General features: G+C 71.6%; 23 protein-coding genes. 21 read left to right on the top strand and 2 right to left on the bottom strand.

The features are described 5' to 3' along the window. The first annotated feature begins 35 nt into the window (after positions 1-35). The 3 genes from ACZ561_RS19340 to nusB are packed head-to-tail and all read left to right on the top strand — an operon-like array spanning position 36 to position 2,192. Positions 36-1,142 (top strand): aminopeptidase P family protein, encoded by a 1,107-nt coding sequence (locus ACZ561_RS19340; RefSeq protein WP_470996399.1) that lies wholly within the window; start codon positions 36-38, stop codon positions 1,140-1,142. 49 nt (positions 1,143-1,191) lie between these two features. Beyond that, positions 1,192-1,758: an elongation factor P gene (efp, locus tag ACZ561_RS19335; RefSeq protein WP_318108096.1), complete on the top strand. Its 567-nt coding sequence runs from the start codon at positions 1,192-1,194 to the stop codon at positions 1,756-1,758. 2 nt (positions 1,759-1,760) lie between these two features. Then, the gene (gene nusB / locus ACZ561_RS19330) at positions 1,761-2,192 is read left to right on the top strand and encodes a transcription antitermination factor NusB (protein ID WP_376444042.1); all 432 of its coding nucleotides are present in this window, start codon (positions 1,761-1,763) and stop codon (positions 2,190-2,192) included. A gap of 211 nt (positions 2,193-2,403) precedes the next feature. Here the strand turns inward: nusB and bldD are convergent, their stop codons facing one another. Beyond that, complete coding sequence (gene bldD / locus ACZ561_RS19325; RefSeq protein ID WP_470996395.1) at positions 2,404-2,904, bottom strand: transcriptional regulator BldD; 501 nt, start codon at positions 2,902-2,904, stop codon at positions 2,404-2,406. 254 nt (positions 2,905-3,158) lie between these two features. Here bldD and pyrR point away from each other — a divergent pair, with 254 nt between their 5' ends. From pyrR to ACZ561_RS19255, 14 genes are all read left to right on the top strand, one after another. Further along, on the top strand, positions 3,159-3,722 hold the full coding sequence (gene pyrR / locus ACZ561_RS19320; protein ID WP_470996392.1) for a bifunctional pyr operon transcriptional regulator/uracil phosphoribosyltransferase PyrR: 564 nt from the start codon (positions 3,159-3,161) through the stop codon (positions 3,720-3,722). Positions 3,723-3,805: 83 nt separating this feature from the next. Next, on the top strand, positions 3,806-4,786 hold the full coding sequence (locus tag ACZ561_RS19315; protein WP_329122859.1) for an aspartate carbamoyltransferase catalytic subunit: 981 nt from the start codon (positions 3,806-3,808) through the stop codon (positions 4,784-4,786). Between the two features lie 2 nt (positions 4,787-4,788). Then, positions 4,789-6,075 carry a dihydroorotase gene (locus ACZ561_RS19310; protein WP_470996389.1) on the top strand — a complete coding sequence of 429 codons (1,287 nt, stop codon included), beginning with the start codon at positions 4,789-4,791 and terminating at the stop codon, positions 6,073-6,075. Next, positions 6,072-6,647, top strand: coding sequence for a PH-like domain-containing protein (locus ACZ561_RS19305; protein WP_470996388.1), 576 nt, complete (start codon positions 6,072-6,074; stop codon positions 6,645-6,647). Before ACZ561_RS19310 ends, ACZ561_RS19305 begins: the two co-directional genes overlap by 4 nt. Continuing rightward, a complete protein-coding gene (carA, locus tag ACZ561_RS19300; RefSeq protein ID WP_470996385.1) occupies positions 6,644-7,786 on the top strand; it encodes a glutamine-hydrolyzing carbamoyl-phosphate synthase small subunit in 1,143 nt (380 codons plus the stop codon). Before ACZ561_RS19305 ends, carA begins: the two co-directional genes overlap by 4 nt. Beyond that, positions 7,779-11,087, top strand: a complete 3,309-nt coding sequence (gene carB, locus ACZ561_RS19295) for a carbamoyl-phosphate synthase large subunit (protein ID WP_470996382.1) — start codon at positions 7,779-7,781, stop codon at positions 11,085-11,087. Before carA ends, carB begins: the two co-directional genes overlap by 8 nt. A 55-nt stretch (positions 11,088-11,142) precedes the next feature. Beyond that, positions 11,143-12,255: a quinone-dependent dihydroorotate dehydrogenase gene (locus ACZ561_RS19290; protein WP_470996380.1), complete on the top strand. Its 1,113-nt coding sequence runs from the start codon at positions 11,143-11,145 to the stop codon at positions 12,253-12,255. Then, positions 12,252-13,088, top strand: coding sequence for an orotidine-5'-phosphate decarboxylase (gene pyrF, locus ACZ561_RS19285; RefSeq protein WP_470996377.1), 837 nt, complete (start codon positions 12,252-12,254; stop codon positions 13,086-13,088). The genes ACZ561_RS19290 and pyrF overlap by 4 nt, the downstream gene beginning before the upstream one ends. Positions 13,089-13,362: 274 nt before the next feature. After that, positions 13,363-13,686, top strand: coding sequence for an integration host factor (locus ACZ561_RS19280; RefSeq protein ID WP_030204477.1), 324 nt, complete (start codon positions 13,363-13,365; stop codon positions 13,684-13,686). Positions 13,687-13,735: 49 nt separating this feature from the next. After that, positions 13,736-14,299, top strand: coding sequence for a guanylate kinase (gene gmk / locus ACZ561_RS19275; protein ID WP_260231124.1), 564 nt, complete (start codon positions 13,736-13,738; stop codon positions 14,297-14,299). A 70-nt stretch (positions 14,300-14,369) separates the two neighbouring features. Further along, positions 14,370-14,642 carry a DNA-directed RNA polymerase subunit omega gene (rpoZ, locus tag ACZ561_RS19270; RefSeq protein WP_005319902.1) on the top strand — a complete coding sequence of 91 codons (273 nt, stop codon included), beginning with the start codon at positions 14,370-14,372 and terminating at the stop codon, positions 14,640-14,642. A gap of 108 nt (positions 14,643-14,750) precedes the next feature. Beyond that, complete coding sequence (gene coaBC / locus ACZ561_RS19265; RefSeq protein ID WP_470996372.1) at positions 14,751-16,016, top strand: bifunctional phosphopantothenoylcysteine decarboxylase/phosphopantothenate--cysteine ligase CoaBC; 1,266 nt, start codon at positions 14,751-14,753, stop codon at positions 16,014-16,016. A 211-nt stretch (positions 16,017-16,227) separates the two neighbouring features. Beyond that, positions 16,228-17,436, top strand: coding sequence for a methionine adenosyltransferase (metK, locus tag ACZ561_RS19260; protein WP_362371761.1), 1,209 nt, complete (start codon positions 16,228-16,230; stop codon positions 17,434-17,436). Between the two features lie 107 nt (positions 17,437-17,543). Beyond that, positions 17,544-19,688, top strand: coding sequence for a primosomal protein N' (locus ACZ561_RS19255; RefSeq protein WP_470996368.1), 2,145 nt, complete (start codon positions 17,544-17,546; stop codon positions 19,686-19,688). A gap of 457 nt (positions 19,689-20,145) precedes the next feature. On the opposite strand, the gene ACZ561_RS19250 is transcribed toward ACZ561_RS19255, so the two are convergent. Further along, positions 20,146-20,658, bottom strand: a complete 513-nt coding sequence (locus ACZ561_RS19250; protein WP_376443269.1) for a hypothetical protein — start codon at positions 20,656-20,658, stop codon at positions 20,146-20,148. Between the two features lie 262 nt (positions 20,659-20,920). Here ACZ561_RS19250 and fmt point away from each other — a divergent pair, with 262 nt between their 5' ends. The 4 genes from fmt to ACZ561_RS19230 all read left to right on the top strand — a co-directional run bounded on the left by fmt (position 20,921) and on the right by ACZ561_RS19230 (position 25,456). Then, complete coding sequence (gene fmt / locus ACZ561_RS19245) at positions 20,921-21,853, top strand: methionyl-tRNA formyltransferase (protein WP_470996365.1); 933 nt, start codon at positions 20,921-20,923, stop codon at positions 21,851-21,853. A gap of 105 nt (positions 21,854-21,958) precedes the next feature. Continuing rightward, positions 21,959-23,380, top strand: a complete 1,422-nt coding sequence (locus tag ACZ561_RS19240; RefSeq protein ID WP_470996362.1) for an RsmB/NOP family class I SAM-dependent RNA methyltransferase — start codon at positions 21,959-21,961, stop codon at positions 23,378-23,380. Between the two features lie 177 nt (positions 23,381-23,557). Next, positions 23,558-24,241 carry a ribulose-phosphate 3-epimerase gene (rpe, locus tag ACZ561_RS19235; RefSeq protein ID WP_329122888.1) on the top strand — a complete coding sequence of 228 codons (684 nt, stop codon included), beginning with the start codon at positions 23,558-23,560 and terminating at the stop codon, positions 24,239-24,241. Positions 24,242-24,466: 225 nt separating this feature from the next. Continuing rightward, on the top strand, positions 24,467-25,456 hold the full coding sequence (locus tag ACZ561_RS19230; protein WP_470997176.1) for a sugar-binding transcriptional regulator: 990 nt from the start codon (positions 24,467-24,469) through the stop codon (positions 25,454-25,456). Positions 25,457-25,540 lie beyond the last annotated feature (84 nt).

The following is a 25,540-nucleotide window of genomic DNA, read 5'->3' as shown; positions in this document are numbered from 1 at the left end:
AGGCCGGGGCGGCCCGTCCCTCGTAGGCTCGGAACATGTCAGAGGTGTATGCGGACCGCCGGGTGCGGCTGCGCGACCGGTGCGCGGCGGCCGGCGCCCCGGCGGCCCTGGTCTCCCGCCCCGCCAACGTCCGCTATCTCGCGGGCGGTTCACCCCTCGGCGCCGTGCTGCTGATCGGCCCGGACGAGGACGTACTGCTCTGCCCCACCACGCCCGGCGCCGATCCGGCCGACGGGCGGCTCGACGAGCTGCTCCGACAGGCCGTGCTGCCCGCGGCCGGCGGTGATCCGGCCGTCGCGGCCGTCGACTTCGCCCGCAAGGCGGGCGCGGACGCTCTCGCCGTCGAGGAGCATCATCTGACCGTGGCTCGCCACCGGGCCATGGGCTCGGTCGCGCCGCAGCTCCAGCTCGCCGACCTCGGCGGAGCCGTGGAGCAGCTGAGGATCGTCAAGGACGAGGACGAGATCGCCTGTCTGCGGATCGCGGCCGAGATCGCCGACCAGGCCCTGGGAGAGCTGCTGGAATCCATCCTGGTCGGGCGGACCGAGCGGCATCTCGCCCTGGAGCTGGAACGCCGGCTCGTCGACCACGGCGCGGACGGCGCCGCCTTCCCGACCTCTGTGGCCACCGGACCGAACTCCGGCCGTGGCGGCCACCGGCCCTCCGATCGCCGGGTCGAGGAAGGGGATTTCCTCTCCGTCTGTCTCGGCGCCAACTATCGCGGCTACCGCTGCGAGATCGGCCGTACGTTCGTCATCGGGACGACCCCCGCCGACTGGCAGATCGAGCTGTACGACCTCGTCTTCGCCGCTCAGCGGGCGGGCCGGGAGTCCCTGGCACCCGGCGCCGAGTACCGCGACGTGGACCGCGCGGCCCGCCAGATCCTGGACGCCGCGGGCCACGGAGAGGCCGCTCCGTCCCTCACCGGGCACGGTGTCGGTCTGGAAATCGACGAGGACCCGCAGCTCGCACCCTCGGCCATGGGTAAACTGGACGCTTGTGTGCCGGTCACCGTCGAACCGGGGGTCCACCTCCCGGGCCGGGGCGGTGTCCGGATCGATGACACGCTCGTCGTGCGCCAGGAGGCGGACGGCGGACCCGAGCTACTCACCATTACGACCAAGGAGCTGCTCGCGCTGTAGGGCGCGTACGCCTCCCTGGTCCCGCGTCAGTCCAGGAGATTCCGCAACCGTGGCTTCCACGAACGACCTCAAGAACGGCATGGTGCTCAAGCTCGACGGGGACCAGCTCTGGTCCGTCGTCGAGTTCCAGCACGTCAAGCCCGGCAAGGGCCCGGCCTTCGTGCGCACCAAGCTCAAGAACGTGCTCTCCGGCAAGGTGGTCGACAAGACCTTCAACGCCGGCGTGAAGGTCGAGACGGCCACCATCGACCGCCGCGACATGCAGTTCTCGTACATGGACGGCGACTACTTCGTCTTCATGGACATGCAGACCTACGACCAGCTGCACGTCGACCGCAAGGCCGTCGGCGACGCCGCCAACTTCCTGATCGAGGGCTTCACCGCCTCGGTCGCGCAGCACGAGGGCTCGGTGCTCTACGTCGAGCTCCCCGCCGCCGTCGAGCTGACCATCCAGCACACCGACCCGGGCGTCCAGGGCGACCGCTCCACCGGCGGCACCAAGCCGGCCACGCTGGAGACCGGCCACGAGATCCAGGTCCCGCTCTTCATCACCACCGGTGAGAAGATCAAGGTCGACACCCGCAGCAGCGACTACCTCGGCCGGGTGAACAGCTAACCGTGGCTGCCCGCAGCAAGGCCCGTAAGCGCGCCTTCCAGATCCTCTTCGAGGCCGACCAGCGCGGTGCGTCCGTGCAGCAGGTCCTCGCGGACTGGGTACGGCACGCGCGGTCCGACGACCGTCAGCCGCCGGTCAACGAGTTCACGATGCAGCTGGTCGAGGGGTACGCGGACCACGCGAACCGGATCGACGAGCTCATCGCCACCTACGCGGTGGACTGGGACCTGGACCGGATGCCGGTCGCCGACCGGAACATCGTGCGCCTCGGCGCGTACGAGCTGATCTGGGCCGACGAGACGCCGGACGCCGTGGCGATCGACGAGGCGGTGCAGCTCGCCAAGGAGTTCTCCACCGACGAGTCCCCGACGTTCGTCAACGGCCTTCTGGCCCGCTTCAAGGACCTGAAGCCGCGCCTTCGCCGGGACGCCTGAACCGGCGGTCCCCGGCAGTCGAAGGGGCCCGCAGCACACATCGTGCTGCGGGCCCCTTCGGCGTGTCTCCAGGCGTTCTCCGGGCCTCCCCGGGCCTCCCGGGGCTTCTCCGGTCTCTCCGGGCCCTCTCCGGGTCTCTCCGGGCACAGAGAAACCGCCGGGGCGGGGAAGGCCCTCAGGCCCTTCCCCGCCCCGGCGGCAACGTTTCTGCTCAGTTGTCCTCGTGGGCGACGGCGCGGCGCGCGTCCGCGTCCAGGACGCCCCAGCTGATCAGCTGCTCGGTCAGCACCGAGGGCGACTGGTCGTAGATGACGGCGAGCGTGCGCAGGTCGTCCTGGCGGATCGACAGCACCTTTCCGTTGTAGTCGCCGCGCTGCGACTGGATCGTCGCCGCGTAGCGCTGCAGGGGGCCGGCCTTCTCCTGCGGGACGTGGGCAAGTCGCTCGAGGTCGAGAACGAGCTTCGGCGGCGGCTCGGCGGCCCCGCCCGGGGTCGTGCCGGGCAGGAGCTCCTGCACCGGAACGCCGTAGAAGTCCGCAAGCTCGGCGAGTCGCTGCACCGTCACGGCGCGGTCACCGCGCTCGTACGAGCCGACGACGACGGCCTTCCAGCGGCCCTGGGACTTCCCTTCCACACCGTGGAGGGAAAGGCCCTGCTGGGTGCGGATGGCACGGAGCTTGGCCCCGAGCTGCTTTGCGTATTCGCTGGACATATAGCTCCCCGGACGCTGGACGCTGTAGACAACGTGCGGCTCCGCCGCCTGGCTGGTAACTCACTGTGAGGTTACGCAGCGTTACTCTTTCCCGTCAAGCCGAATGGTCCATACCGCCCCCTCCCGGGGGACGGCGCCCGGAGTGGCGGCAGGGTGGTGAGCTGGGGAGTCGCCCGCCCCTGGTAGAGTCGGTGGCGCAATTTCGACGTCCTTTAAGGTCCGTCCCGTGAGGCGGAGAAGGAGGTCCGTTTCATATGGACGCACAGCAGCAGACCGATGCCGCACGGCCCGTTCTCGAGGGCCCCGACATCGCGCGGGTACTGACCCGCATCGCCCACGAGATCGTCGAGCGCGCCAAGGGCGCGGACGACGTGGTTCTCCTCGGCATCCCCACGCGTGGCGTCTTCCTCGCCCGCCGGCTGGCCGACAAGCTCGCCGAGATCACCGGACGCACCATCCCGGTCGGCTCGCTCGACATCACCATGTACCGCGACGACCTGCGGATGAAGCCCGCGCGCGCCATCGGCCGCACCGAGATCCCCGGTGACGGCATCGACGGCCGCCTGGTCGTCCTCGTCGACGACGTGCTCTTCTCCGGCCGGACGATCCGCGCCGCGCTCGACGCGCTCGGCGACATCGGCCGCCCTCGCGCCGTCCAGCTCGCGGTCCTCGTCGACCGAGGCCACCGCGAACTCCCGATCCGCGCCGACTATGTCGGCAAGAACCTCCCCACGTCGCTGCGGGAGACGGTCAAGGTCCAGCTCGCCGAAGAGGACGGTCGCGACACCGTCCTGCTCGGCAGCAAGTCCTCCTCCTAGCCGTACCGGCACCCCGACGGGTCCAGGGCACACCCCTGCGTGCCCGCACGCCCTCACACCTCGCCACCACGGAGCGAAACCCGATGATGCGTCACCTCATCTCGGCCGCCGACCTCACCCGCGACGACGCCGTCCTCATCCTCGACACCGCCGAGGAGATGGCCCGGGTGGCCGACCGGCCGATCAAGAAGCTGCCCACCCTGCGCGGCCGAACGATCTGCAACCTGTTCTTCGAGGACTCCACCCGCACCCGGATCTCCTTCGAGGCCGCCGAGAAGCGCCTCTCCGCCGACGTGATCAACTTCGCGGCCAAGGGCTCCAGCGTCTCCAAGGGCGAGTCCCTGAAGGACACCGCCCAGACCCTGGAGGCGATGGGCGTCGACGCCGTCGTCATCCGCCACAGCGCCTCCGGAGCGCCCTACCGGCTCGCCACCTCCGGCTGGATCGACGCCCCCGTCATCAACGCCGGCGACGGCACCCACCAGCACCCCACCCAGGCCCTGCTGGACGCCTTCACCATGCGCCGCCGCCTCGTCGGCCGCGACGCCGGCCTCGGCCAGGACCTCGCGGGCAAGCGCATCACCCTGGTGGGCGACGTCCTGCACAGCCGGGTCGCCCGCTCGAACGTCGACCTGCTCCACACCCTCGGCGCCGAGGTCACCCTGGTGGCCCCGCCCACGCTGGTCCCGGTCGGCGTCGAGACCTGGCCCTGCGCCGTCAGCTACGACCTCGACAGCGTGCTGCCGAAGTCCGACGCGGTGATGATGCTGCGTGTGCAGCGTGAGCGGATGAACGCGGCCTTCTTCCCGACCGAGCGCGAGTACTCGCGGCGGTACGGGCTCGACGGCGAGCGGATGGCGAAGATGCCCGAGCACGCCATCGTCATGCACCCCGGCCCCATGGTCCGCGGCATGGAGATCACCGCCGAGGTCGCCGACTCCGACCGCTGCACGGTCGTCGAGCAGGTCGCCAACGGCGTCTCCATCCGCATGGCCGTTCTCTACCTGCTGCTCGGCGGTTCCGAGCCCGCCGCCACCGTCACTCGTACCGAGGAGAGCAAGTAATCATGAGCAAGATCCTGATCCGCGGTGCGAAGGTCCTCGGCGGCGAGGCCCAGGACGTCCTGATCGACGGCGAGACCATCGCCCAGGTCGGGTCCGACCTGCCGGCCGAGGGCGCGACGGTCGTCGAGGCCGAGGGGCAGATCCTCCTGCCCGGTCTCGTCGACCTCCACACCCACCTGCGCGAGCCCGGCCGCGAGGACTCCGAGACCGTCCTCACCGGCACCCGCGCCGCAGCCTCCGGCGGCTTCACGGCGGTCTTCGCCATGGCCAACACCTTCCCGGTCGCCGACACCGCCGGAGTCGTCGAGCAGGTCTACCGGCTCGGCAAGGAGTCCGGCTACTGCGACGTGCAGCCCATCGGCGCCGTCACCGTCGGCCTCGAGGGCAAGAAGCTCGCCGAGCTCGGCGCCATGCACGACTCCGCCGCCGGCGTCACCGTCTTCTCCGACGACGGCAAGTGCGTCGACGACGCCGTGATCATGCGCCGCGCCCTCGAGTACGTGAAGGCCTTCGGCGGAGTCGTCGCCCAGCACGCCCAGGAGCCCCGCCTCACCGAGGGCGCCCAGATGAACGAGGGCATCGTCTCCGCCGAGCTCGGTCTCGGCGGCTGGCCCGCCGTCGCCGAGGAGTCGATCATCGCCCGCGACGTCCTCCTCGCCGAGCACGTCGGCTCCCGCGTCCACATCTGCCACCTCTCCACCGCCGGCTCGGTCGAGATCGTCCGCTGGGCCAAGTCCCGCGGCATCGACGTCACCGCCGAGGTCACCCCGCACCACCTCCTCCTCACCGACGAGATGGTCCGGAGCTACAACCCGGTCTACAAGGTCAACCCGCCGCTGCGCACCGAGCGTGATGTCATGGCGCTCCGCGAGGCCCTCGCCGACGGCACCATCGACATCGTCGCCACCGACCACGCCCCGCACCCGCACGAGGACAAGGACTGCGAGTGGGCCGCGGCCGCCATGGGCATGGTCGGCCTGGAGACCGCGCTCTCCGTCGTCCAGGAGACGATGGTCGAGACCGGACTGCTCGACTGGGCCGGCGTCGCCGACCGCATGTCCGTCAAGCCCGCCCGGATCGGGCAGGCCACGGGCCACGGACGCCCCGTCTCGGCAGGTGAGCCCGCGAACCTGACGCTGGTCGATCCGGCATACCGTGGACCCGTGGACCCCGCGGGCTTCGCCTCCCGCAGCCGCAACACCCCCTACGAGGGCCGCGAGCTGCCGGGACGTGTCACCCACACCTTCCTGCGGGGCCGTGCGACGGTCGTGGACGGGAAGCTGGCGTGACATCACTCATCGAATTCGCAGCCGAGGCTGAGAAGAAGTCGGCCGAGGTGACCGACTGGGCCGGACGGCTCGGCTGGGTCGCCGGGCTCCTGCTCTTCATCGCGTTCGTCTACTGGCTGATGCGCCAGGGATGGAAGTGGCGCGGCAGCCTCCAGTCGGACCTCCCCGAGCTCCCCAGCGCGCCGGACGCGCCCGGCGAGGCGAAACTGACCCTCAGCGGGCGCTACCACGGCTCGACGACCGCCGGGCAGTGGCTCGACCGGATCGTCGCCCACGGTCTGGGCACCCGCAGCCGCGTCGAGCTCACGCTCACCGACGCCGGGATCGAGGCCGTACGCCCCGGAGCGAACGACTTCTTCGTCCCCGCCGCCGCGCTGCGCGAGGCCCGCCTCGACAAGGGCATCGCCGGCAAGGTCCTCGCCGAGGGCGGGCTGCTGATCGTCACCTGGGCGCACGGCGAGAAGCTCCTCGACTCCGGCTTCCGGTCCGACCGCGCCGCCGAGCACACCGCCTGGGTCGAGGCCATCAACTCCATGAACCACGTAAGCACGACGGAAGGCACCGCACGATGACGACCTCCACAAGGGGAGCCGACAAGGTTCCCGCCGTACTCGTCCTGGAGGACGGCCGCATCTTCCGCGGCCGCGCCTACGGGGCCGTGGGGGAGACCTTCGGCGAGGCCGTGTTCTCCACCGGCATGACCGGCTACCAGGAGACCCTCACCGACCCGTCGTACCACCGCCAGGTCGTCGTGATGACGGCCCCGCACGTCGGCAACACCGGCGTCAACGACGAGGACCCCGAGTCCTCCCGTATCTGGGTCTCCGGCTACGTCGTCCGCGACCCCGCCCGCGTCTCCTCCAACTGGCGTGCCCAGCGCTCCCTGGACGAGGAGCTGGCCGCCCAGGGCGTCGTCGGCATCTCCGGCATCGACACCCGCGCCCTCACCCGCCACCTGCGCGAGAGCGGCGCCATGCGCGTCGGCATCTTCTCGGGCAACGCGCTGCCCGACGAGGGCACCATGCTCGCCGAGGTCCGCCAGGCCCCCGAGATGAAGGGCGCGGACCTCTCCGCCGAGGTCGCCACCAAGGAGACGTACGTCGTCCCCGCGATCGGCACCAAGAAGTTCACCGTCGCCGCGATCGACCTCGGCATCAAGGGCATGACCCCGCACCGGATGGCCGAGCGCGGCATCGAGGTCCACGTGCTGCCCGCCACCGCCACCGTCGAGGACGTGTACGCGGTCGCCCCGGACGGCGTGTTCTTCTCCAACGGCCCGGGCGACCCGGCCACCGCCGACCACCCGGTCTCCGTCATGCAGGCGGTCCTGGAGCGGAAGACGCCGCTCTTCGGCATCTGCTTCGGCAACCAGATCCTCGGCCGCGCGCTCGGCTTCGGCACGTACAAGCTGAAGTACGGCCACCGAGGCATCAACCAGCCGGTGCAGGACCGCACCACCGGCAAGGTCGAGGTCACCGCGCACAACCACGGTTTCGCCGTCGACGCGCCCCTCGACAAGGTCTCCGAGACCCCCTACGGGCGTGCCGAGGTCTCGCACGTCTGCCTGAACGACGACGTCGTGGAGGGCCTGCAGCTGCTCGACCAGCCGGCCTTCTCCGTCCAGTACCACCCCGAGGCGGCCGCGGGCCCGCACGACGCCGCGTACCTCTTCGACCGCTTCGTATCCCTGATGGAGGCCGAGCGTGCCTAAGCGCACCGATATCCAGTCCGTCCTGGTCATCGGCTCCGGCCCGATCGTCATCGGCCAGGCCGCCGAGTTCGACTACTCCGGCACCCAGGCCTGCCGCATCCTCAAGGCCGAGGGCCTGCGGGTGATCCTGGTCAACTCCAACCCGGCGACGATCATGACCGACCCGGAGATCGCCGACGCCACGTACGTCGAGCCGATCACCCCCGAGTTCGTCGAGAAGATCATCGCCAAGGAGCGCCCCGACGCGCTCCTGCCCACCCTCGGCGGCCAGACCGCGCTCAACACCGCGATCTCCATGCACGAGCAGGGCGTCCTCGAGAAGTACGGCGTCGAGCTCATCGGCGCCAACGTCGAGGCCATCAACAAGGGCGAGGACCGCGACCTCTTCAAGGGTGTCGTCGAGGCCGTCAAGGCCAAGATCGGTTACGGCGAGTCCGCCCGCTCCGTGATCTGCCACTCCATGGACGACGTCCTCCAGGGCGTCGAGACGCTCGGCGGCTACCCCGTCGTCGTCCGCCCCTCCTTCACCATGGGCGGCGCCGGCTCCGGCTTCGCCCACGACGAGGACGAGCTCCGCCGCATCGCCGGCCAGGGCCTCACGCTCTCTCCCACCACCGAGGTGCTCCTGGAGGAGTCCATCCTCGGCTGGAAGGAGTACGAGCTGGAGCTGATGCGCGACAAGAACGACAACGTCGTGGTCGTCTGCTCCATCGAGAACTTCGACCCGATGGGCGTCCACACCGGTGACTCCATCACGGTCGCCCCGGCGATGACCCTCACCGACCGCGAGTACCAGCGGCTGCGCGACATCGGCATCGCGATCATCCGAGAGGTCGGCGTCGACACCGGCGGCTGCAACATCCAGTTCGCGGTCAACCCGGACGACGGCCGGATCATCGTCATCGAGATGAACCCGCGCGTCTCCCGCTCCTCCGCCCTCGCCTCCAAGGCGACCGGCTTCCCGATCGCCAAGATCGCGGCCCGTCTCGCCGTCGGCTACACGCTGGACGAGATCCCGAACGACATCACGGAGAAGACCCCGGCGTCCTTCGAGCCCACGCTCGACTACGTCGTCGTCAAGGCCCCGCGCTTCGCCTTCGAGAAGTTCCCCTCCGCCGACTCCACGCTGACAACGACCATGAAGTCGGTCGGCGAGGCCATGGCCATCGGCCGGAACTTCACCGAGGCGCTCCAGAAGGCCCTCCGCTCGCTGGAGAAGAAGGGCTCGCAGTTCACCTTCGTCGGCGAGCCCGGCGACAAGGACGAGCTGCTGCGCGAGTCGGTCCGCCCGACCGACGGCCGCATCAACACCGTCATGCAGGCCATCCGCGCCGGCGCCACCCCCCAGGAGGTCTTCGACGCCACGAAGATCGACCCCTGGTTCGTCGACCAGCTCTTCCTGATCAAGGAGATCGCCGACGAGCTGGCAGCCGTCGAGAAGCTGCACCCGGAGATCCTGGCCGAGGCCAAGCGCCACGGCTTCTCCGACGCCCAGATCGCCGAGATCCGCGGCCTGCGCGAGGACGTCGTCCGCGAGGTCCGGCACGCGCTCGGCGTCCGCCCGGTCTACAAGACGGTCGACACCTGCGCCGCCGAGTTCGCCGCCAAGACCCCGTACTTCTACTCGTCCTACGACGAGGAGAGCGAGGTCGCCCCGCGCGAGAAGCCCGCGGTGATCATCCTGGGCTCCGGCCCGAACCGCATCGGCCAGGGCATCGAGTTCGACTACTCCTGCGTCCACGCCTCCTTCGCGCTCAGCGACGCGGGCTACGAGACCGTGATGGTCAACTGCAACCCGGAGACCGTCTCGACGGACTACGACACCTCCGACCGCCTGTACTTCGAGCCGCTGACGCTCGAGGACGTGCTGGAGATCGTCCACGCCGAGACGCTGGCCGGCCCCGTCGCCGGTGTCGTCGTCCAGCTCGGCGGCCAGACCCCGCTGGGTCTGGCCCAGGCGCTCAAGGACAACGGCGTGCCGGTCGTCGGCACCTCCCCGGAGGCCATCCACGCCGCCGAGGACCGCGGCGCCTTCGGCCAGGTCCTCGCCGATGCCGGCCTCCCGGCCCCCAAGCACGGCACCGCGACCACCTTCGCCGGCGCCAAGGCCATCGCCGACGAGATCGGCTACCCCGTCCTCGTACGCCCCTCGTACGTGCTCGGCGGCCGCGGCATGGAGATCGTCTACGACGAGACCCGCCTGGAGTCGTACATCGCCGAGTCCACCGAGATCAGCCCCACCCGGCCGGTCCTGGTCGACCGCTTCCTCGACGACGCCATCGAGATCGACGTCGACGCGCTCTACGACGGCCACGAGCTCTACCTCGGCGGCGTCATGGAGCACATCGAGGAGGCCGGCATCCACTCCGGCGACTCGGCCTGCGCCCTGCCCCCGATCACCCTCGGCGGCTTCGACATCAAGCGCCTGCGCGCCTCCACCGAGGCCATCGCCAAGGGCGTCGGGGTCCGCGGACTGATCAACATCCAGTTCGCCATGGCCGGTGACATCCTCTACGTCCTGGAGGCCAACCCGCGCGCCTCCCGGACCGTCCCCTTCACCTCGAAGGCGACCGCCGTCCCGCTCGCGAAGGCCGCCGCCCGCATCTCGCTCGGCGCCACCATCGCCGAGCTGCGCGAGGAGGGCCTGCTGCCGAAGACCGGCGACGGCGGCACCCTGCCGCTCGACGCGCCGATCTCCGTCAAGGAGGCCGTGATGCCGTGGAGCCGCTTCCGCGACGTGCACGGCCGCGGTGTGGACACCGTCCTCGGCCCGGAGATGCGCTCGACCGGCGAGGTCATGGGCATCGACGCGGTCTTCGGCACGGCCTACGCCAAGTCGCAGGCCGGCGCCTACGGCCCGTTGCCCACCAAGGGCCGCGCGTTCATCTCCGTCGCCAACCGCGACAAGCGCTCGATGATCTTCCCGGCGCGCGAGCTGGTCGCCCACGGCTTCGAGCTGATGGCCACCTCGGGCACGGCGGAGGTGCTCAAGCGCAACGGCATCAACGCCACGATCGTGCGCAAGCAGTCCGAGGGCGAGGGCCCGAACGGCGAGAAGACGATCGTCCAGCTGATCCACGACGGCCAGGTCGACCTGATCGTCAACACCCCGTACGGCACCGGCGGCCGCCTCGACGGCTACGACATCCGTACGGCGGCGGTGGCCCGCTCCGTCCCGTGCCTCACCACGGTCCAGGCGCTCGCCGCGGCCGTCCAGGGCATCGACGCGCTCAACCACGGCGATGTCGGCGTCCGCTCGCTCCAGGAACACGCCGAACACCTGATCGCGGCCCGCGACTAGCAACCCACGAGGGGGACACCGGAAACGGTGTCCCCCTCTTGCTGAGGACACCCACATGTACAAGTTCTTCTTCAACCTCGTCTTCAAGCGCATGGACCCCGAGAAGGCCCACTACCTGGCCTTCCGCTGGATCCGCCTCGCCGCCCGCGTCCCCGTCCTGCGCACCTTCGTCGCCGCGGTCCTCGCGCCCCGCCACAAGGAGCTGCGCACCGAGGCCCTCGGCCTGCGGATGCACGGCCCCTTCGGCCTCGCCGCCGGCTTCGACAAGAACGCCGTCGCGATCGACGGCATGTCGATGCTCGGCTTCGACCACGTCGAGATCGGCACGGTCACCGGCGAGGCCCAGCCCGGCAACCCCAAGAAGCGCCTCTTCCGGCTGGTTCCGGACCGCGCCCTGATCAACCGCATGGGCTTCAACAACGAGGGCTCCGCCGCCGTCGCCGCCCGCCTCCACGCGCGCGTGCCGGTCTTCAGGACCGTCGTGGGCGTCAACATCGGCAAGACCAAGGTCGTGCCGGAGGCCGAGGCGGCCGCCGACTACGTGAAGTCCACCGAGCGCCTCGCCGCGCACGCCGACTACCTGGTCGTGAACGTCTCCTCGCCGAACACGCCCGGCCTGCGCAACCTCCAGGCCACCGAGTCGCTCCGCCCACTGCTCACCGCGGTACGCGAAGCGGCCGACCGCACCGTCACCGACCGCCGCGTCCCGCTCCTGGTCAAGATCGCCCCCGACCTCGCGGACGAGGACGTCGACGCCGTCGCCGACCTGGCCCTGGAGCTCGGCCTCGACGGCATCATCGCCACCAACACCACCATCGCCCGCGAGGGCCTGGGTCTGAAGTCCGACCCGGCGTTGATCAAGGAGACCGGCGGCCTGTCCGGCGCGCCCGTCAAGGAGCGCTCCCTCGCGGTCCTCAGGCGCCTCCACGCGCGCGTGGGGGACCGGCTGGTCCTCGTGGGCGTGGGCGGCATCGAGAACGCCGAGGACGCCTGGCAGCGCATCCTGGCCGGCGCCACCCTGATCCAGGGCTACAGCGCCTTCATCTACGAGGGCCCGTTCTACGCCCGCGCCATCCACAAGGGCCTCGCGGCGCGCCTCGCCGCCTCCCCGTACGCCACCCTCGCCGAGGCCGTCGGCGCCGACAACCGAAAGGCCGCCGCCAAGTGACTCTCTCCTTCGGAACCCGGCTGCGCTCCGCCATGGACGAGCGCGGCCCGCTCTGCGTCGGCATCGACCCGCACGCCGCGCTCCTCGACTCCTGGGGCCTCGGCGACGACATCGCCGGCCTGGAACGCTTCACGTACACCGTGGTGGAGGCTCTCGCCGAGACCGTGGCCGTCTTCAAGCCGCAGTCGGCGTTCTTCGAACGCTTCGGCTCGCGCGGTGTCGCCGTCCTGGAGCGCGCCGTCGCCGAGCTGCGGGCGGCGGGCGGCCTGGTCGTGATGGACGCCAAGCGCGGCGACATCGGCTCCACGATGGCCGCCTACGCCGAGACCTTCCTCCGGAAGGACTCCCCGCTCTTCTCGGACGCCCTCACGGTCTCCCCGTACCTCGGCTACGGCTCGCTCAAGCCGGCCGTCGACCTGGCGAGGGAGTCCGGCGCGGGCCTCTTCGTCCTGGCCCTCACCTCCAACCCGGAGGGCGCGGAGGTTCAGCGGGCGGTCCGCGAGGACGGCCGTACGATCGGCGCGACCATGCTGGCCCACCTCGCGGAGGAGAACGCGGGGGAGACCCCGATGGGCTCCTTCGGCGCGGTCGTCGGCGCGACGCTCGGCGACCTGTCCTCCTTCGACCTGGACATCAACGGCCCGCTCCTGGCTCCCGGCATCGGCGCCCAGGGTGCCACCCCGGCCGATCTCCCGGCCGTCTTCGGTGCCGCGGTCCGGAACGTGGTCCCGAACGTCAGCCGGGGCGTCCTGAAGCACGGCCCGGACGCCGCGGCCCTGCGGGCCTCCGCCGAGCAGTACGCGACCGAAATCCGCGAGGCCGTCGGCTCCTGACCGCCCACCGGGCCAATCCGCAGGTCGGGGCCGTCTCACTCTGTGACAAGAACTTGGCTCAAAACCCGGTCGTTATGCCCGAAAAGTCCTGGTCGGTCGATGCTGACCAGGACTTTTCGCTTGTTCTCGCTGACTGGAGAGACATTGGCCGCTAGTCTCCGGGGCAGAGTCAGCGTTCAGCGGTCACCCCGTTGATCGTTGCTCCACTGGTGTGGGGCGACTAGGTTCCTCACCGGTCCGTATCCGACAGTTCGACATCCGAGGTGACGTAGGCGTGGCTCTTCCGCCCCTTACCCCTGAACAGCGCGCAGCCGCGCTCGAAAAGGCCGCCGCGGCTCGCCGGGAGCGGGCCGAGGTCAAGAATCGACTCAAGCACTCCGGCGCCTCCCTCCACGAGGTGATCAAGACCGGCCAGGAGAACGACGTCATCGGCAAGATGAAGGTCTCCGCGCTGCTGGAGTCGCTCCCGGGCGTGGGCAAGGTCCGCGCCAAGCAGATCATGGAGCGGCTCGGCATCTCCGAGAGCCGTCGTGTGCGCGGGCTCGGTTCCAACCAGATCGCCTCCCTGGAGCGCGAGTTCGGCAGCACCGGCGCCTGAGACGGGACTGCCGTCCCAGGCACCCCCGTAAAGCTGGAATAATCGCTGCATGGCAGCAGAGGTACGTCCGCGGCTGACCGTGCTCTCCGGCCCCTCCGGGGTGGGCAAGAGCACGGTCGTCGCTCATATGCGCAAGGTCCACCCCGAGGTCTGGCTCTCGGTGTCGGCCACGACACGAAAGCCGCGACCCGGCGAGAAGCACGGCGTCCAGTACTTCTTCGTCACGGACGACGAATTCGACAAGCTGGTCGCCAACGGGGAACTCCTCGAGTGGGCCGAGTTCGCGGGCAACCGCTACGGCACTCCGCGTGCGGCGGTCCTGGAGCGCCTGGAGGCCGGCGAGCCGGTCCTCCTGGAGATCGACCTCCAGGGCGCCCGGCAGGTCAAGGAGTCCATGCCGGATTCGCAGCTGGTCTTCCTGGCCCCGCCGAGCTGGGACGAGCTGGTCCGCCGGCTCACCGGCCGCGGCACCGAGTCGCCCGAGGTCATCGAGCGTCGGCTGGAGGCCGCCAAGATCGAACTGGCCGCCGAGACGGAGTTCGACACCACCCTGGTCAACACCTCCGTCGAGGACGTGGCGCGTGAGCTGCTAGCCTTGATGAACGTTGTTTGATCTTTTTCTGATCACCTGGATCTGATCATCCCGATCAGCTCACCCAGAAGTTTCTTCGGAAGGCTAGAGCGTGTCCTCTTCCATCACCGCGCCCGAGGGCATCATCAACCCGCCGATCGACGAGCTGCTCGAGGCCACCGACTCGAAGTACAGCCTCGTGATCTACGCGGCCAAGCGCGCGCGTCAGATCAACGCGTACTACTCGCAGCTCGGCGAGGGCCTGCTCGAGTACGTCGGTCCGCTCGTCGACACCCACGTCCACGAGAAGCCGCTCTCGATCGCCCTGCGCGAGATCAACGCGGGTCTGCTGACCTCCGAGGCCATCGAGGGCCCGGCGCAGTAAGCACGTAACGTTCATCACCTCAGGCCCGGCGGAACAACCGCCGGGCCTGTGGTGTCTCATGGAGACGTACGCATCCGAGTACGCATCCGAGCGCGGGGAGTGGCAGTGGTGACCAAGCCGAAGGTCGTTCTGGGGGTCAGCGGCGGCATCGCCGCGTACAAGGCCTGTGAGCTGCTCCGGCGGCTGACCGAGTCCGGCCACGACGTACGCGTCGTGCCGACCGCCTCGGCCCTGAACTTCGTCGGCGCGGCCACCTGGTCGGCCCTCTCCGGCAACCCCGTCTCCACCGAGGTGTGGGAGTCCGTCCACGAGGTCCCGCACGTACGGATCGGGCAGGCCGCCGACCTCGTCGTCGTGGCCCCCGCAACGGCCGACATGCTCGCCAAGGCCGCCCACGGCCTCGCCGACGACCTCCTGACGAACACGCTGCTCACCGCCCGCTGTCCGGTCGTCTTCGCGCCGGCGATGCACACCGAGATGTGGGAGCACCCGGCCACCCAGGAGAACGTGGCCACGCTGCGCCGCCGCGGCGCCGTCGTCATCGAGCCCGCCGTCGGCCGGCTGACCGGCGTCGACACCGGCAAGGGCCGGCTGCCCGACCCCGCCGAGATCTTCGAGGTCTGCCGTCGGATCCTCGCCCGCGGCACCGCAGCTCCCGACCTCGTCGGCCGCCATGTCGTGGTCAGCGCGGGCGGCACCCGTGAGCCCCTGGACCCGGTCCGCTACCTGGGCAACCGCTCCTCCGGCAAGCAGGGCTACGCCCTGGCCAAGGCCGCCGCCGCCCGTGGCGCCCGGGTCACCCTCGTCGAGGCCAACACCGGCATCCCGCACCCGGCCGGCGTCGACGTGGTCCACGTGGGCACCGCGATCCAACTGCGCGAGGCCGTCCTCAAGGCGGCGGCCGACGCCGACGCCGTGGTCATGGCGGCCGCCGTCGCGGACTTCCGCCCGGCGGTCTACGCATCGGGGAAGATCAAGAAGCGGGACGGCGTCGAGGCGCCGACCGTCGAACTGGTCCGCAACCCCGACATCCTCGCCGAGATCTCCGCCGACCGGGCCTTTCCCGGTCAGCTGATCGTCGGCTTCGCCGCCGAGACCGACGACGTCCTCGCCAACGGCCGGGAGAAGCTCCGCCGCAAGGGCTGTGACCTGCTCGTGGTCAACGAGGTGGGAGAGCGCAAGACCTTCGGATCCGAGGAGAACGAGGCCGTGGTGCTCAGCGCCGACGGCACCGACACGCCCGTACCCTACGGACCGAAGGAAGCCCTCGCGGAAACGGTCTGGGACCTGGTCGCACCACGCCTGCGGACCATGCCCGCGGGGAATTCCGGGGAATCCTCCGATCGTCCGGAATTCACCGACCCGGCGGAGTGAAATCCCGGGAATCCGGTCCCCTCGGGGGATCGGAGCGGGTGTTCGTCAAGCGTGTGAGGCCGGATTTCATGAGCCTCCGGCTCCCACCTTGCGAGACACCTGGCCCAATGTCCGAGCACGCCCGATAGACTGGTCGCGGTACGTCGCGGGGCGCAGCCCCCTGCCGTCCGACATTGTTCAGCCAGCAGCCGCTGCAACCCCAGGGAGCATTGTGTCCCGTCGTCTGTTCACTTCGGAGTCCGTGACCGAAGGTCACCCCGACAAGATCGCTGACCAGATCAGCGACACCATTCTCGACGCGCTCCTCCGCGAGGACCCCACCTCCCGCGTCGCCGTCGAGACGCTGATCACCACCGGCCTCGTGCACGTCGCCGGTGAGGTGACCACGAAGGCGTGGGCCGACATCCCCACCCTCGTACGGAACAAGATCCTCGAGATCGGGTACGACTCCTCGAAGAAGGGCTTCGACGGCGCGTCCTGCGGCGTCTCGGTCTCCATCGGGTCGCAGTCCCCGGACATCGCGCAGGGCGTCGACACGGCGTACGAGAAGCGCGTCGAGGGCGACGAGGACGAGCTGGACAAGCAGGGCGCCGGCGACCAGGGCCTGATGTTCGGCTACGCGTCGGACGAGACCCCCGAGCTGATGCCCCTCCCGATCTACCTCGCGCACCGGCTCTCCCGCCGGCTGACCGAGGTCCGCAAGAACGGGACCATCCCGTACCTGCGCCCCGACGGCAAGACCCAGGTCACCATCGAGTACGACGGTGACAAGGCCGTCCGCCTCGACACGGTCGTGGTCTCCTCGCAGCACGCCTCCGACATCGACCTCGAGTCGCTGCTCGCGCCCGACATCCGCGAGTTCGTCGTCGAGCACGTCATCAAGCAGCTCCTGGAAGACGGCATCAAGCTCGACACCGAGGGCTACCGCCTGCTGGTCAACCCGACCGGACGCTTCGAGATCGGCGGCCCGATGGGCGACGCCGGCCTCACCGGCCGCAAGATCATCATCGACACCTACGGCGGCATGGCCCGCCACGGCGGCGGTGCCTTCTCCGGCAAGGACCCGTCCAAGGTCGACCGCTCGGCCGCCTACGCCATGCGCTGGGTCGCCAAGAACGTCGTGGCCGCGGGCCTCGCCTCGCGCTGCGAGGTCCAGGTCGCGTACGCGATCGGCAAGGCGGAGCCCGTGGGCCTCTTCGTCGAGACCTTCGGCACCAACACGATCGAGACCGAGAAGATCGAGAACGCCATCGGCGAGGTCTTCGACCTCCGCCCGGCCGCGATCATCCGCGACCTCGACCTGCTCCGCCCGATCTACGCCCAGACCGCGGCGTACGGCCACTTCGGCCGCGAGCTCCCCGACTTCACCTGGGAGCGCACGGACCGCGTGGAGGCGCTGCGCAAGGCCGCGGGCCTCTAGGCGCCGACAAGGCACGATGCGGAAGCCCGGCACCCTTGTGGGGGAGCCGGGCTTCCGCGCGTCCGGTCCCGGGCCGGGTGTCGGTGGGGTCTGGTAGGTATGTGGCTGTGAGCAGCGAGAACGAGACGCCCGAGGGTGCGGCCGGTGAGTCGCACGAGCAGCTCGCGCTCATTCGGGAGTCCGTGCGGAAGGCGAAGGTGCCGCGGGCCAAGCCGCGGACGTGGCGAGGGGCCGCGTTGGCCAAGGAGCTGCCCGTCGCGCGGGTGGTGGTCAACAAGGGGGTGCTCCACCTCGACCAGTTCTTCGACTACGCCGTGCCCGAGGAGCTGGACGCCGTAGCCCAGCCCGGGGTGCGGGTGCGGGTGCGGTTCGGGGCCGGGTCGCACCAGGTCAGGGACGGGCGGCGCGAGGGCGGGAGGCTGATCGACGGCTTCCTGATCGAGCGGCGGGCCGAGTCCGACTACAAGGGCGCGCTGGCCGCGCTCGCCGACGTCGTGTCGCCCGAGCCGGTGCTGAGCGCAGACCTCCTCGGGCTCGCGCGGGCCGTCGCCGACCGGTACGCGGGGAGCCTCGCGGACGTGCTCCAGCTGGCGATCCCGCCCCGCAGCGCCCGCGCCGAGGGCAAGGCGTCCCCGGAGCCACTGCCGCCGCCCGCCGCGCCCGAGGCGGGCACCTGGGCGCGGTACGAGCGCGGCACGGCCTTCCTGGACGCCCTGGCCCGGGGCGGGGCCCCGCGGGCGGTCTGGAACGCGCTGCCGGGGCCGTACTGGGCCGAGGAGCTGGCCCGCGCCGTGGGCGCGACGCTCGCCTCCGGGCGGGGCGCGCTCGTCGTCGTACCCGACGGACGGGCCGCCGGGCGCGTGGACGCCGCGCTGACGACGCTCCTGGGGCCGGGACGGCACGCGCTGCTCACCGCCGAGACCGGACCCGAGAAGCGGTACGCGCAGTGGCTCGCGGTACGGCGGGGCTCCGTGCGCGCGGCCGTCGGCACCCGGGCGGCGATGTTCGCGCCCATACGTGACCTCGGGCTCGTCGCCATCTGGGACGACGGGGACGGCAGCCACAGCGAGCCGCACGCGCCGCAGCCCCACGCGCGTGACGTGTTGCTGCTGCGCGCCGCCCACGACAAGTGCGCCTTCCTGCTCGGTTCGACGAGCTGCACGGTCGAGGCCGCGCAGCTCGTCGAGTCCGGCTGGGCCGCGCCGCTGATCGCCGGCCGCGACCATGTGCGGGCGGCCGCCCCGCTCGTACGGACCGTGGGAGACACCGATCTCGCCCGCGACGAGGCCGCGCGCGCCGCGCGGCTGCCGTCGCTGGCCTGGCAGGCGGTACGGGAGGGCCTGAAGACCGGTCCGGTACTCGTCCAGGTTCCGCGCCGCGGCTACGTACCGAGGCTGTCGTGCGAGCGCTGCCGGACCCCCGCGCGCTGCCGGCACTGCGCCGGGCCGCTGGAGGCGCCCGAGCAGCAGGAACTGCGGTGCGGTTGGTGCGGGCGGGGAGCGCCGGAGTGGCACTGCGTGGAGTGCGGTGCGACACGGCTGCGCGCCCAGGTCGTGGGCGCGCGGCGGACGGCGGAGGAGCTGGGCCGGGCGTTCCCCGCGGTGCCGGTGCGGACGTCGGGGCGTGACCACGTCCTGGACACCGTGCCCGGGCGGCCCGCGCTCGTGGTGTCCACGCCGGGCGCGGAGCCGGTCGCAGAGGGCGGCTACGCGGCCGCGCTGCTCCTCGACGGCTGGGCGATGCTCGGCCGGCCCGACCTGCGCGCGGGAGAGGAGGCGCTACGGCGCTGGATCGACGCGGCCTCGCTGGTGCGCGGGCAGGGTGAGGGCGGCACGGTGGTGGTGGTCGCGGAACCCACGCTGCGGCCCGTGCAGGCGCTCGTGAGGTGGGACCCCGTCGGACACGCCCAGCGCGAGCTGGCGGAGCGGGCCGAGCTGGGCTTCCCGCCGGTCTCCCGGATGGCGGCGGTGTCCGGCCCGCCGGAGGCGGTCGTGTCGTTCCTCGAGGCGGCCGAACTGCCGGACGACTCCGAGGTGTTGGGCCCGGTCCCGCTCCCGGTCGTCCGCGCGGGCGGCCCCCGCCGACCGGGGGACACCCCGCCGGGGGAGCAGTGGGAACGCGCCCTGGTCCGCGTCCCGCCGGGCAACGGGGCGGCGCTGGCGGCGGCCCTGAAGAAGGCGCGGGCGGGACGGTTGGCACGGGGTGGGGGCGATCCGGTGAGGGTCCGGGTGGACCCTCCGGACATCGGCTGACGCGCGCCGCGTCGGGAGGCTCCCACCCGCGATCCAGGAGTGGCGGCCACTCGCCCAGCCCGTGCGGGTTGCGGGCAGCGGACCCGCCGGGGCGGTGCCCACCTCCGTGGGGGCATTTGCCGCTGGGCCGCCGCCCGCACGCTGTCGTGGGCGCCCGTGCCGCAGGGGCGGTGCCCACCCTCCCCGTCGCGGTGACCCGTGCCGCGGGCGCGGTGCCCACCCGCGCATCTCCCTCGCTACCCCCGGCGTGGGCGGGGTCGAGGGATGGGCACCGTCCTGCGCAACGCGCAACCCCGGGTGGGGGGTGCCGGTGGGCACTGTGCTGCGGAGGCCTGCCCACAACCCGGCGGGGTGGGGGATGAGGGTGGGCCCGCCCTGGCAGAACGGGTCCCCGCGACGGGGGAGGGCGTGCACCGTGCCGAAGGGCCCTGTGCACAACCCGCGCAGGCGGCCGGCGTCAGCCGTTGCGGGGGCCCGGGAAGGCTGGGGGGCGGGGGTCTTCGCGCAGCGTCGCGGAGGTCGGCTGCGGAGGCATCGTGCGGGCCGGCGGCACCACCGGCAGCGTGCGGGTCGTGCCCGGCTCCGCGGCGCGGTCCGACTCCACGACCGCCCCCGGCTGAGGCGCGCGCCGCGCCCCGTAGCGGCGGTGGACCGCCTGCTTCGTCACCCCGAGCGCGGAGCCCACCGCGTCCCACGAGAACCCGAGGGAGCGGTCGAAGTCGACCGCCGCCGTCACCAAGGTCTCGACACTGTCCCGTAGTTCCTGGGCGAGCCGGACGGTCGGGGCGGGCGCCCGCCCGTAGACGACGAAGCCCGTCGACGGGCCGGAGCGGCGCGGGCGGTAGACATTGCCCAGCTGGGCCGTGAGTGTGCGCAGCGCGTCCACCTGCCGCCGGACCCGCTCGATGTCTCGCACCAACAGGTGCAGACTCGCCCGGGCTTGGGCGTCGTGGGTGGCGTGGTCGGCCATGTGAAAGCCTCTCGAACCGGCGTGTAAAGGGTGGGGCCGCGAAGAGGACAGCGGCCCGTTTCGGTCAATCTCTCTTGACCAACGCGCCACCCGTGGATTGGGTCACGGTGCGGGGGCGTACACGCATATGCGCAGGGCGCTCAGGCTCACGTACGCCCCCTCGCGCCCCGCCCTCTAGACTGGTGCGCTGCCCTCCCCCAAGCTCTCGGCTCCGCTCGAGCAGGGAGGTACCCCACCGCCCCGAGATGCGAGGTTTCCCCGAGTGAAGCTGGTCTTCGCAGGCACCCCCGAGGTCGCCGTGCCCGCCCTGGACGCCCTGCTCGCCTCCGGTCGGCACGAGGTGGCCGCCGTCGTCACCCGTCCCGACGCCCCCGCGGGCCGCGGTCGGCACCTGGTCGCGAGCCCGGTCGCCCAGCGTGCGGAGGAGGCCGGGATCGAGGTGCTCAAGCCGGCGCGGCCGCGTGACGAGGCGTTCCTCGCGCGGCTCCGCGAGATCGCCCCCGACTGCTGCCCGGTCGTGGCCTACGGCGCGCTGCTGCCCAAGGTCGCCCTCGACATCCCGGCCCGCGGTTGGGTCAACCTCCACTTCTCGCTGCTGCCGGCCTGGCGCGGCGCCGCGCCGGTGCAGCACGCCGTGATGGCGGGCGACGAGGTCACGGGCGCGTCGACGTTCCAGATCGAGGAAGGGCTCGACTCCGGTCCGGTCTACGGCGTGATCACCGAGGACGTCCGCCCGACCGACACCAGCGGCGACCTGCTGACCCGGCTCGCCTTCGCCGGCGCCGGGCTGCTCGCCGCCACGATGGACGGCATCGAGGACGGCAGCCTGAAGGCCGTCCCGCAGCCCGCCGAGGGGATCACGCTGGCCCCCAAGATCCAGGTCGAGGACGCCCACGTGGACTGGAAGGCCCCGGCGCTGCGCGTGGACCGCGTCGTGCGCGGCTGCACGCCCGCCCCGGGCGCCTGGACCCTGTTCCGCGGCGAGCGCCTCAAGCTGATCCAGGCGGCGCTCGTCCCGGACCGTACCGATCTGACGCCGGGCGAGCTCGCGGTCGGCAAGAACAACGTGTACGTCGGCACCGGCTCGTACGCCGTGGAACTGCTCTGGGTCCAGCCCCAGGGCAAGAAGCCCATGCGGGCGGCGGACTGGGCCCGTGGCGTCCGTATCGCCGCAGGGGAAGCGGTCGGCGCGTAGCACCGGCGAGCAGGGCGGTGGTGGCCGACGGATGGGCGAGCGGGTGGCCGGCACGGACGTAGGCTGGGAGGGTTCGACCGTCTCACTTCGTCAGCGGAGCACCTTTTGAGCGAGCAGGCCAATCGCCGTCCCCCCAAGCCGTACCGGCGTCCCAAGAAGGATCCCGTCAGGATCCTGGCCTTCGAGGCGCTCAGGGCGGTCGACGAGCGGGACGCGTACGCGAACCTCGTGCTGCCGCCGCTGCTGAAGAAGGCCCGGGAGAAGGGTGACTTCGACGGGCGCGACGCCGCGCTCGCGACCGAGCTGGTCTACGGGACACTGCGGCGCCAGGGGACGTACGACGCGATCGTCTCGGCGTGCATCGACCGGCCGCTGCGGGAGGTCGATCCGCCGGTGCTCGACGTGCTGTCGCTCGGCGCGCACCAGCTGCTCGGTACACGCATTCCGAGCCACGCGGCCGTCTCGGCGAGCGTGGAGCTGGCGCGGGTGGTGCTCGGGGACGGGCGGGCCAAGTTCGTGAACGCCGTTCTGCGGAAGATCGCGCAGAACGACCTCGACACCTGGGTCGCGCAGGTGGCCCCGCCGTACGAGGACGACGCCGAGGACCATCTCGCGGTCGTCCACTCCCACCCCCGCTGGGTCGTCTCCGCGCTCTGGGACGCCCTCGGCGGCGGGCGGGCCGGCATCGAGGACCTGCTGGAGGCCGACAACGAGAGGCCCGAGGTCACGCTCGTGGCCAGGCCGGGACGCGCCACCACCGAGGAGCTCACCGGCGAGGACACGCTGCCCGGCCGCTGGTCCCCGTACGCGGTCCGGCTGGCCGAGGGCGGCGAGCCCGGCGCCATCGAGGCCGTGAAGGAGGGGCGGGCGGGCGTCCAGGACGAGGGCAGCCAGTTGGTCGCCATCGCGCTGGCCAACGCGCCTCTGGAGGGCCGCGACGAGCGCTGGCTCGACGGCTGCGCGGGCCCCGGTGGCAAGGCCGCGCTGCTCGGCGCCCTTGCCGCGCAGCGAGGTGCCGCCCTGCTCGCCTCCGAGAAGCAGCCCCACCGCGCCCGCCTCGTCGAGCGCGCGCTGGCCGGCAACCCCGGCCCGTACCAGGTCATCGCCGCCGACGGCACGCGCCCGCCGTGGCGTCCGGGCTCCTTCGACCGGGTCCTCATGGACGTCCCGTGCTCCGGTCTCGGCGCGCTGCGCCGCCGCCCCGAGGCACGCTGGCGCCGCCGCCCCGAGGACATGGACGGCTTCGCCCCGCTCCAGCGCGGTCTGCTGCGCGAGGCGCTGTCGGCGGTCCGCGTCGGGGGAGTCGTCGGGTACGCGACCTGCTCGCCGCACCTGGCGGAGACCCGTGTGGTCGTCGAGGACGTCCTCAAGGGCCGCGGCGGCCCGGCCGTCGAGGCGGAGTGGATCGACGTCCGCCCGCTGATGGCCGGCGTTCCGGGGCTCGGCGACGGCCCGGATGTCCAACTGTGGCCGCACCTCCACGGCACGGACGCGATGTACCTCGCGCTGCTCCGCCGTACGGCCTGACGCCCCGGGAGACGCGGGCCGATCGGGCCCGCGTCCGGCATGTGGACGGTCGGGATCGGCGGAGCGCGCGGGGAATCCGGGCCGAATCCGGGCCGAATCCGTACCGAACCCGCGCGGATCCCGGTCCGAAACCGCTCCGCGGCAAAGAAGTGCCCAAGAACATGGCAGGCTTGGCACATGGCGCAGATCAACCCCAGCATCCTGTCCGCAGACTTCGCCCGCCTCGCCGAGGAGGCGAAGGCCGTCGAGGGTGCCGACTGGCTGCATGTCGATGTCATGGACAACCACTTCGTGCCCAATCTGACGCTCGGCGTGCCGATCGTCGAGTCGCTCAGCCGCGCGACGGGCACGCCGCTGGACTGCCACCTCATGATCGAGGACCCGGACCGCTGGGCCCCGCAGTACGTGGAGGCGGGTGCCGGGTCCGTCACCTTCCACGTCGAGGCGGCGGCCGCGCCCGTGCGTCTCGCGCGGGAGATCCGGGCGAAGGGCGCGCGGGCGTCGATGGCTCTGAAGCCCGCGACGCCCATCGAGCCGTACGAGGACCTGCTCCCCGAGCTCGACATGTTGCTGATCATGACCGTCGAGCCCGGCTTCGGCGGGCAGGCCTTCCTCGACATCATGCTCCCCAAGATCCGTCGTACCCGTGAGCTGATCTCCAAGCACGGCCTCGAGCTGTGGCTGCAGGTCGACGGCGGGGTCGCCGAATCCACCATCGAGCGCTGCGCCGAGGCGGGCGCGGACGTCTTCGTCGCCGGCTCTGCGGTCTACGGCGCCGCCGACCCCGCCGAGGCGGTTCGCTCGCTCCGCGCGAAGGCCGAGTCCACCATCGCCTCGGCGGCGTGGGCGTGTGGCCACTGAGCCTCGGCCAGATGAACGCGGTCCGTCGGAGCGTCGACAGGACCGATCAGGGCCCGCCGGATCTGACAGGATGAACGGCGAGTCCAGAGTGTGAACGACAAGCAGCACAGCAGGACCGCACGACCAGCACAGCAGCAGCACGGCAGCAGCACTGAGCAGCGGTACGAGAACAGAGCTAAGGAGATCGCGGTGGCGGGAATCTCGGCGGGACGGTCAGCCCTGCGGATGGGACCCGCGGAGCTGGTGCAGGCGGCGGCCATGGCCCGCCGCTTCTACCTCGAGGGCAAGTCCAAGATCCAGATCGCCGAGGAGTTCGGCGTCAGCCGCTTCAAGGTGGCCCGGGTCCTGGAGACCGCCCTCGAACGCGACCTCGTACGGATCGAGATCCGCGTACCCGCGGAGCTGGACGCCGAGCGCTCCGACGCGCTCCGTGCCCGCTACGGGCTCCGGCACGCCGTCGTCGTCGAGTCCCCGGCCGAGGGCGAGGACGAGTCGCCCGACCCGGAGAACCTCGGCGAGGTCGCGGCCGACCTGCTCGGCGAGCTGGTCAACGAGGGCGATGTCCTCGGCCTGGCGTGGGGCCGCTCCACCATCCACATGGCGGCGGCCCTCGACCGGCTGCCCCCGTGCACGGTCGTGCAGCTCACGGGCGTGTACGACGCCGGGACCGCCGAGCGCGGCTCGGTCGAGGCGGTACGGCGTGCCGCCCAGGTCTCCGGCGGCGAGGCGCACCCCATCTACGCGCCGATGCTGCTGCCCGACCCCGCGACGGCGGCCGCACTGCGGAACCAGACCGGTATCGCCCGGGCGTTCGAGTACTTCGACAAGGTCACCGTCGCCTGTGTGTCCATCGGCTCCTGGGAGCCGGGCATCTCGACCGTGCACGACATGCTCTCGGACGAGGAGCGCGCCCATTACGCCTCCCTCGGCGTCGCCGCCGAGATGTCCGCGCACCTCTTCGACACCGAAGGGCGCCGGGTCGGGCGTGACCTGGGCGAGCGCTGCATCACGGTCGAGGCCGACCGGCTGCGCCGGATCCCCGAGGTCGTGGCGATCGCGGGCGGTCAGCGCAAGGCGGCGGCGATCGGCGCGGTGCTCCGCTCCGGGCTGGTCACCAGCCTGGTGACCGACCGCGCGGCGGCGGACTACCTCCTCACCGAGTCGGCCCCCGGCTCGCGCCCGGCGCTCGAGCGCGCGGACCCGGACGGGGTCTGACCGGACCTGACGGCCGGCGGGCGCCGACCGTCGGTCCCGTCGGTACTCACGGCCCCTCGTTCATGGCGCCGTTCATGACGCCCC

This window comes from Streptomyces sp. NPDC039609 (assembly GCF_055596705.1).
The sequence above is the reverse complement of the archived record's forward strand: the minus strand, read 5'-3'. Positions and strand labels throughout refer to the sequence as shown.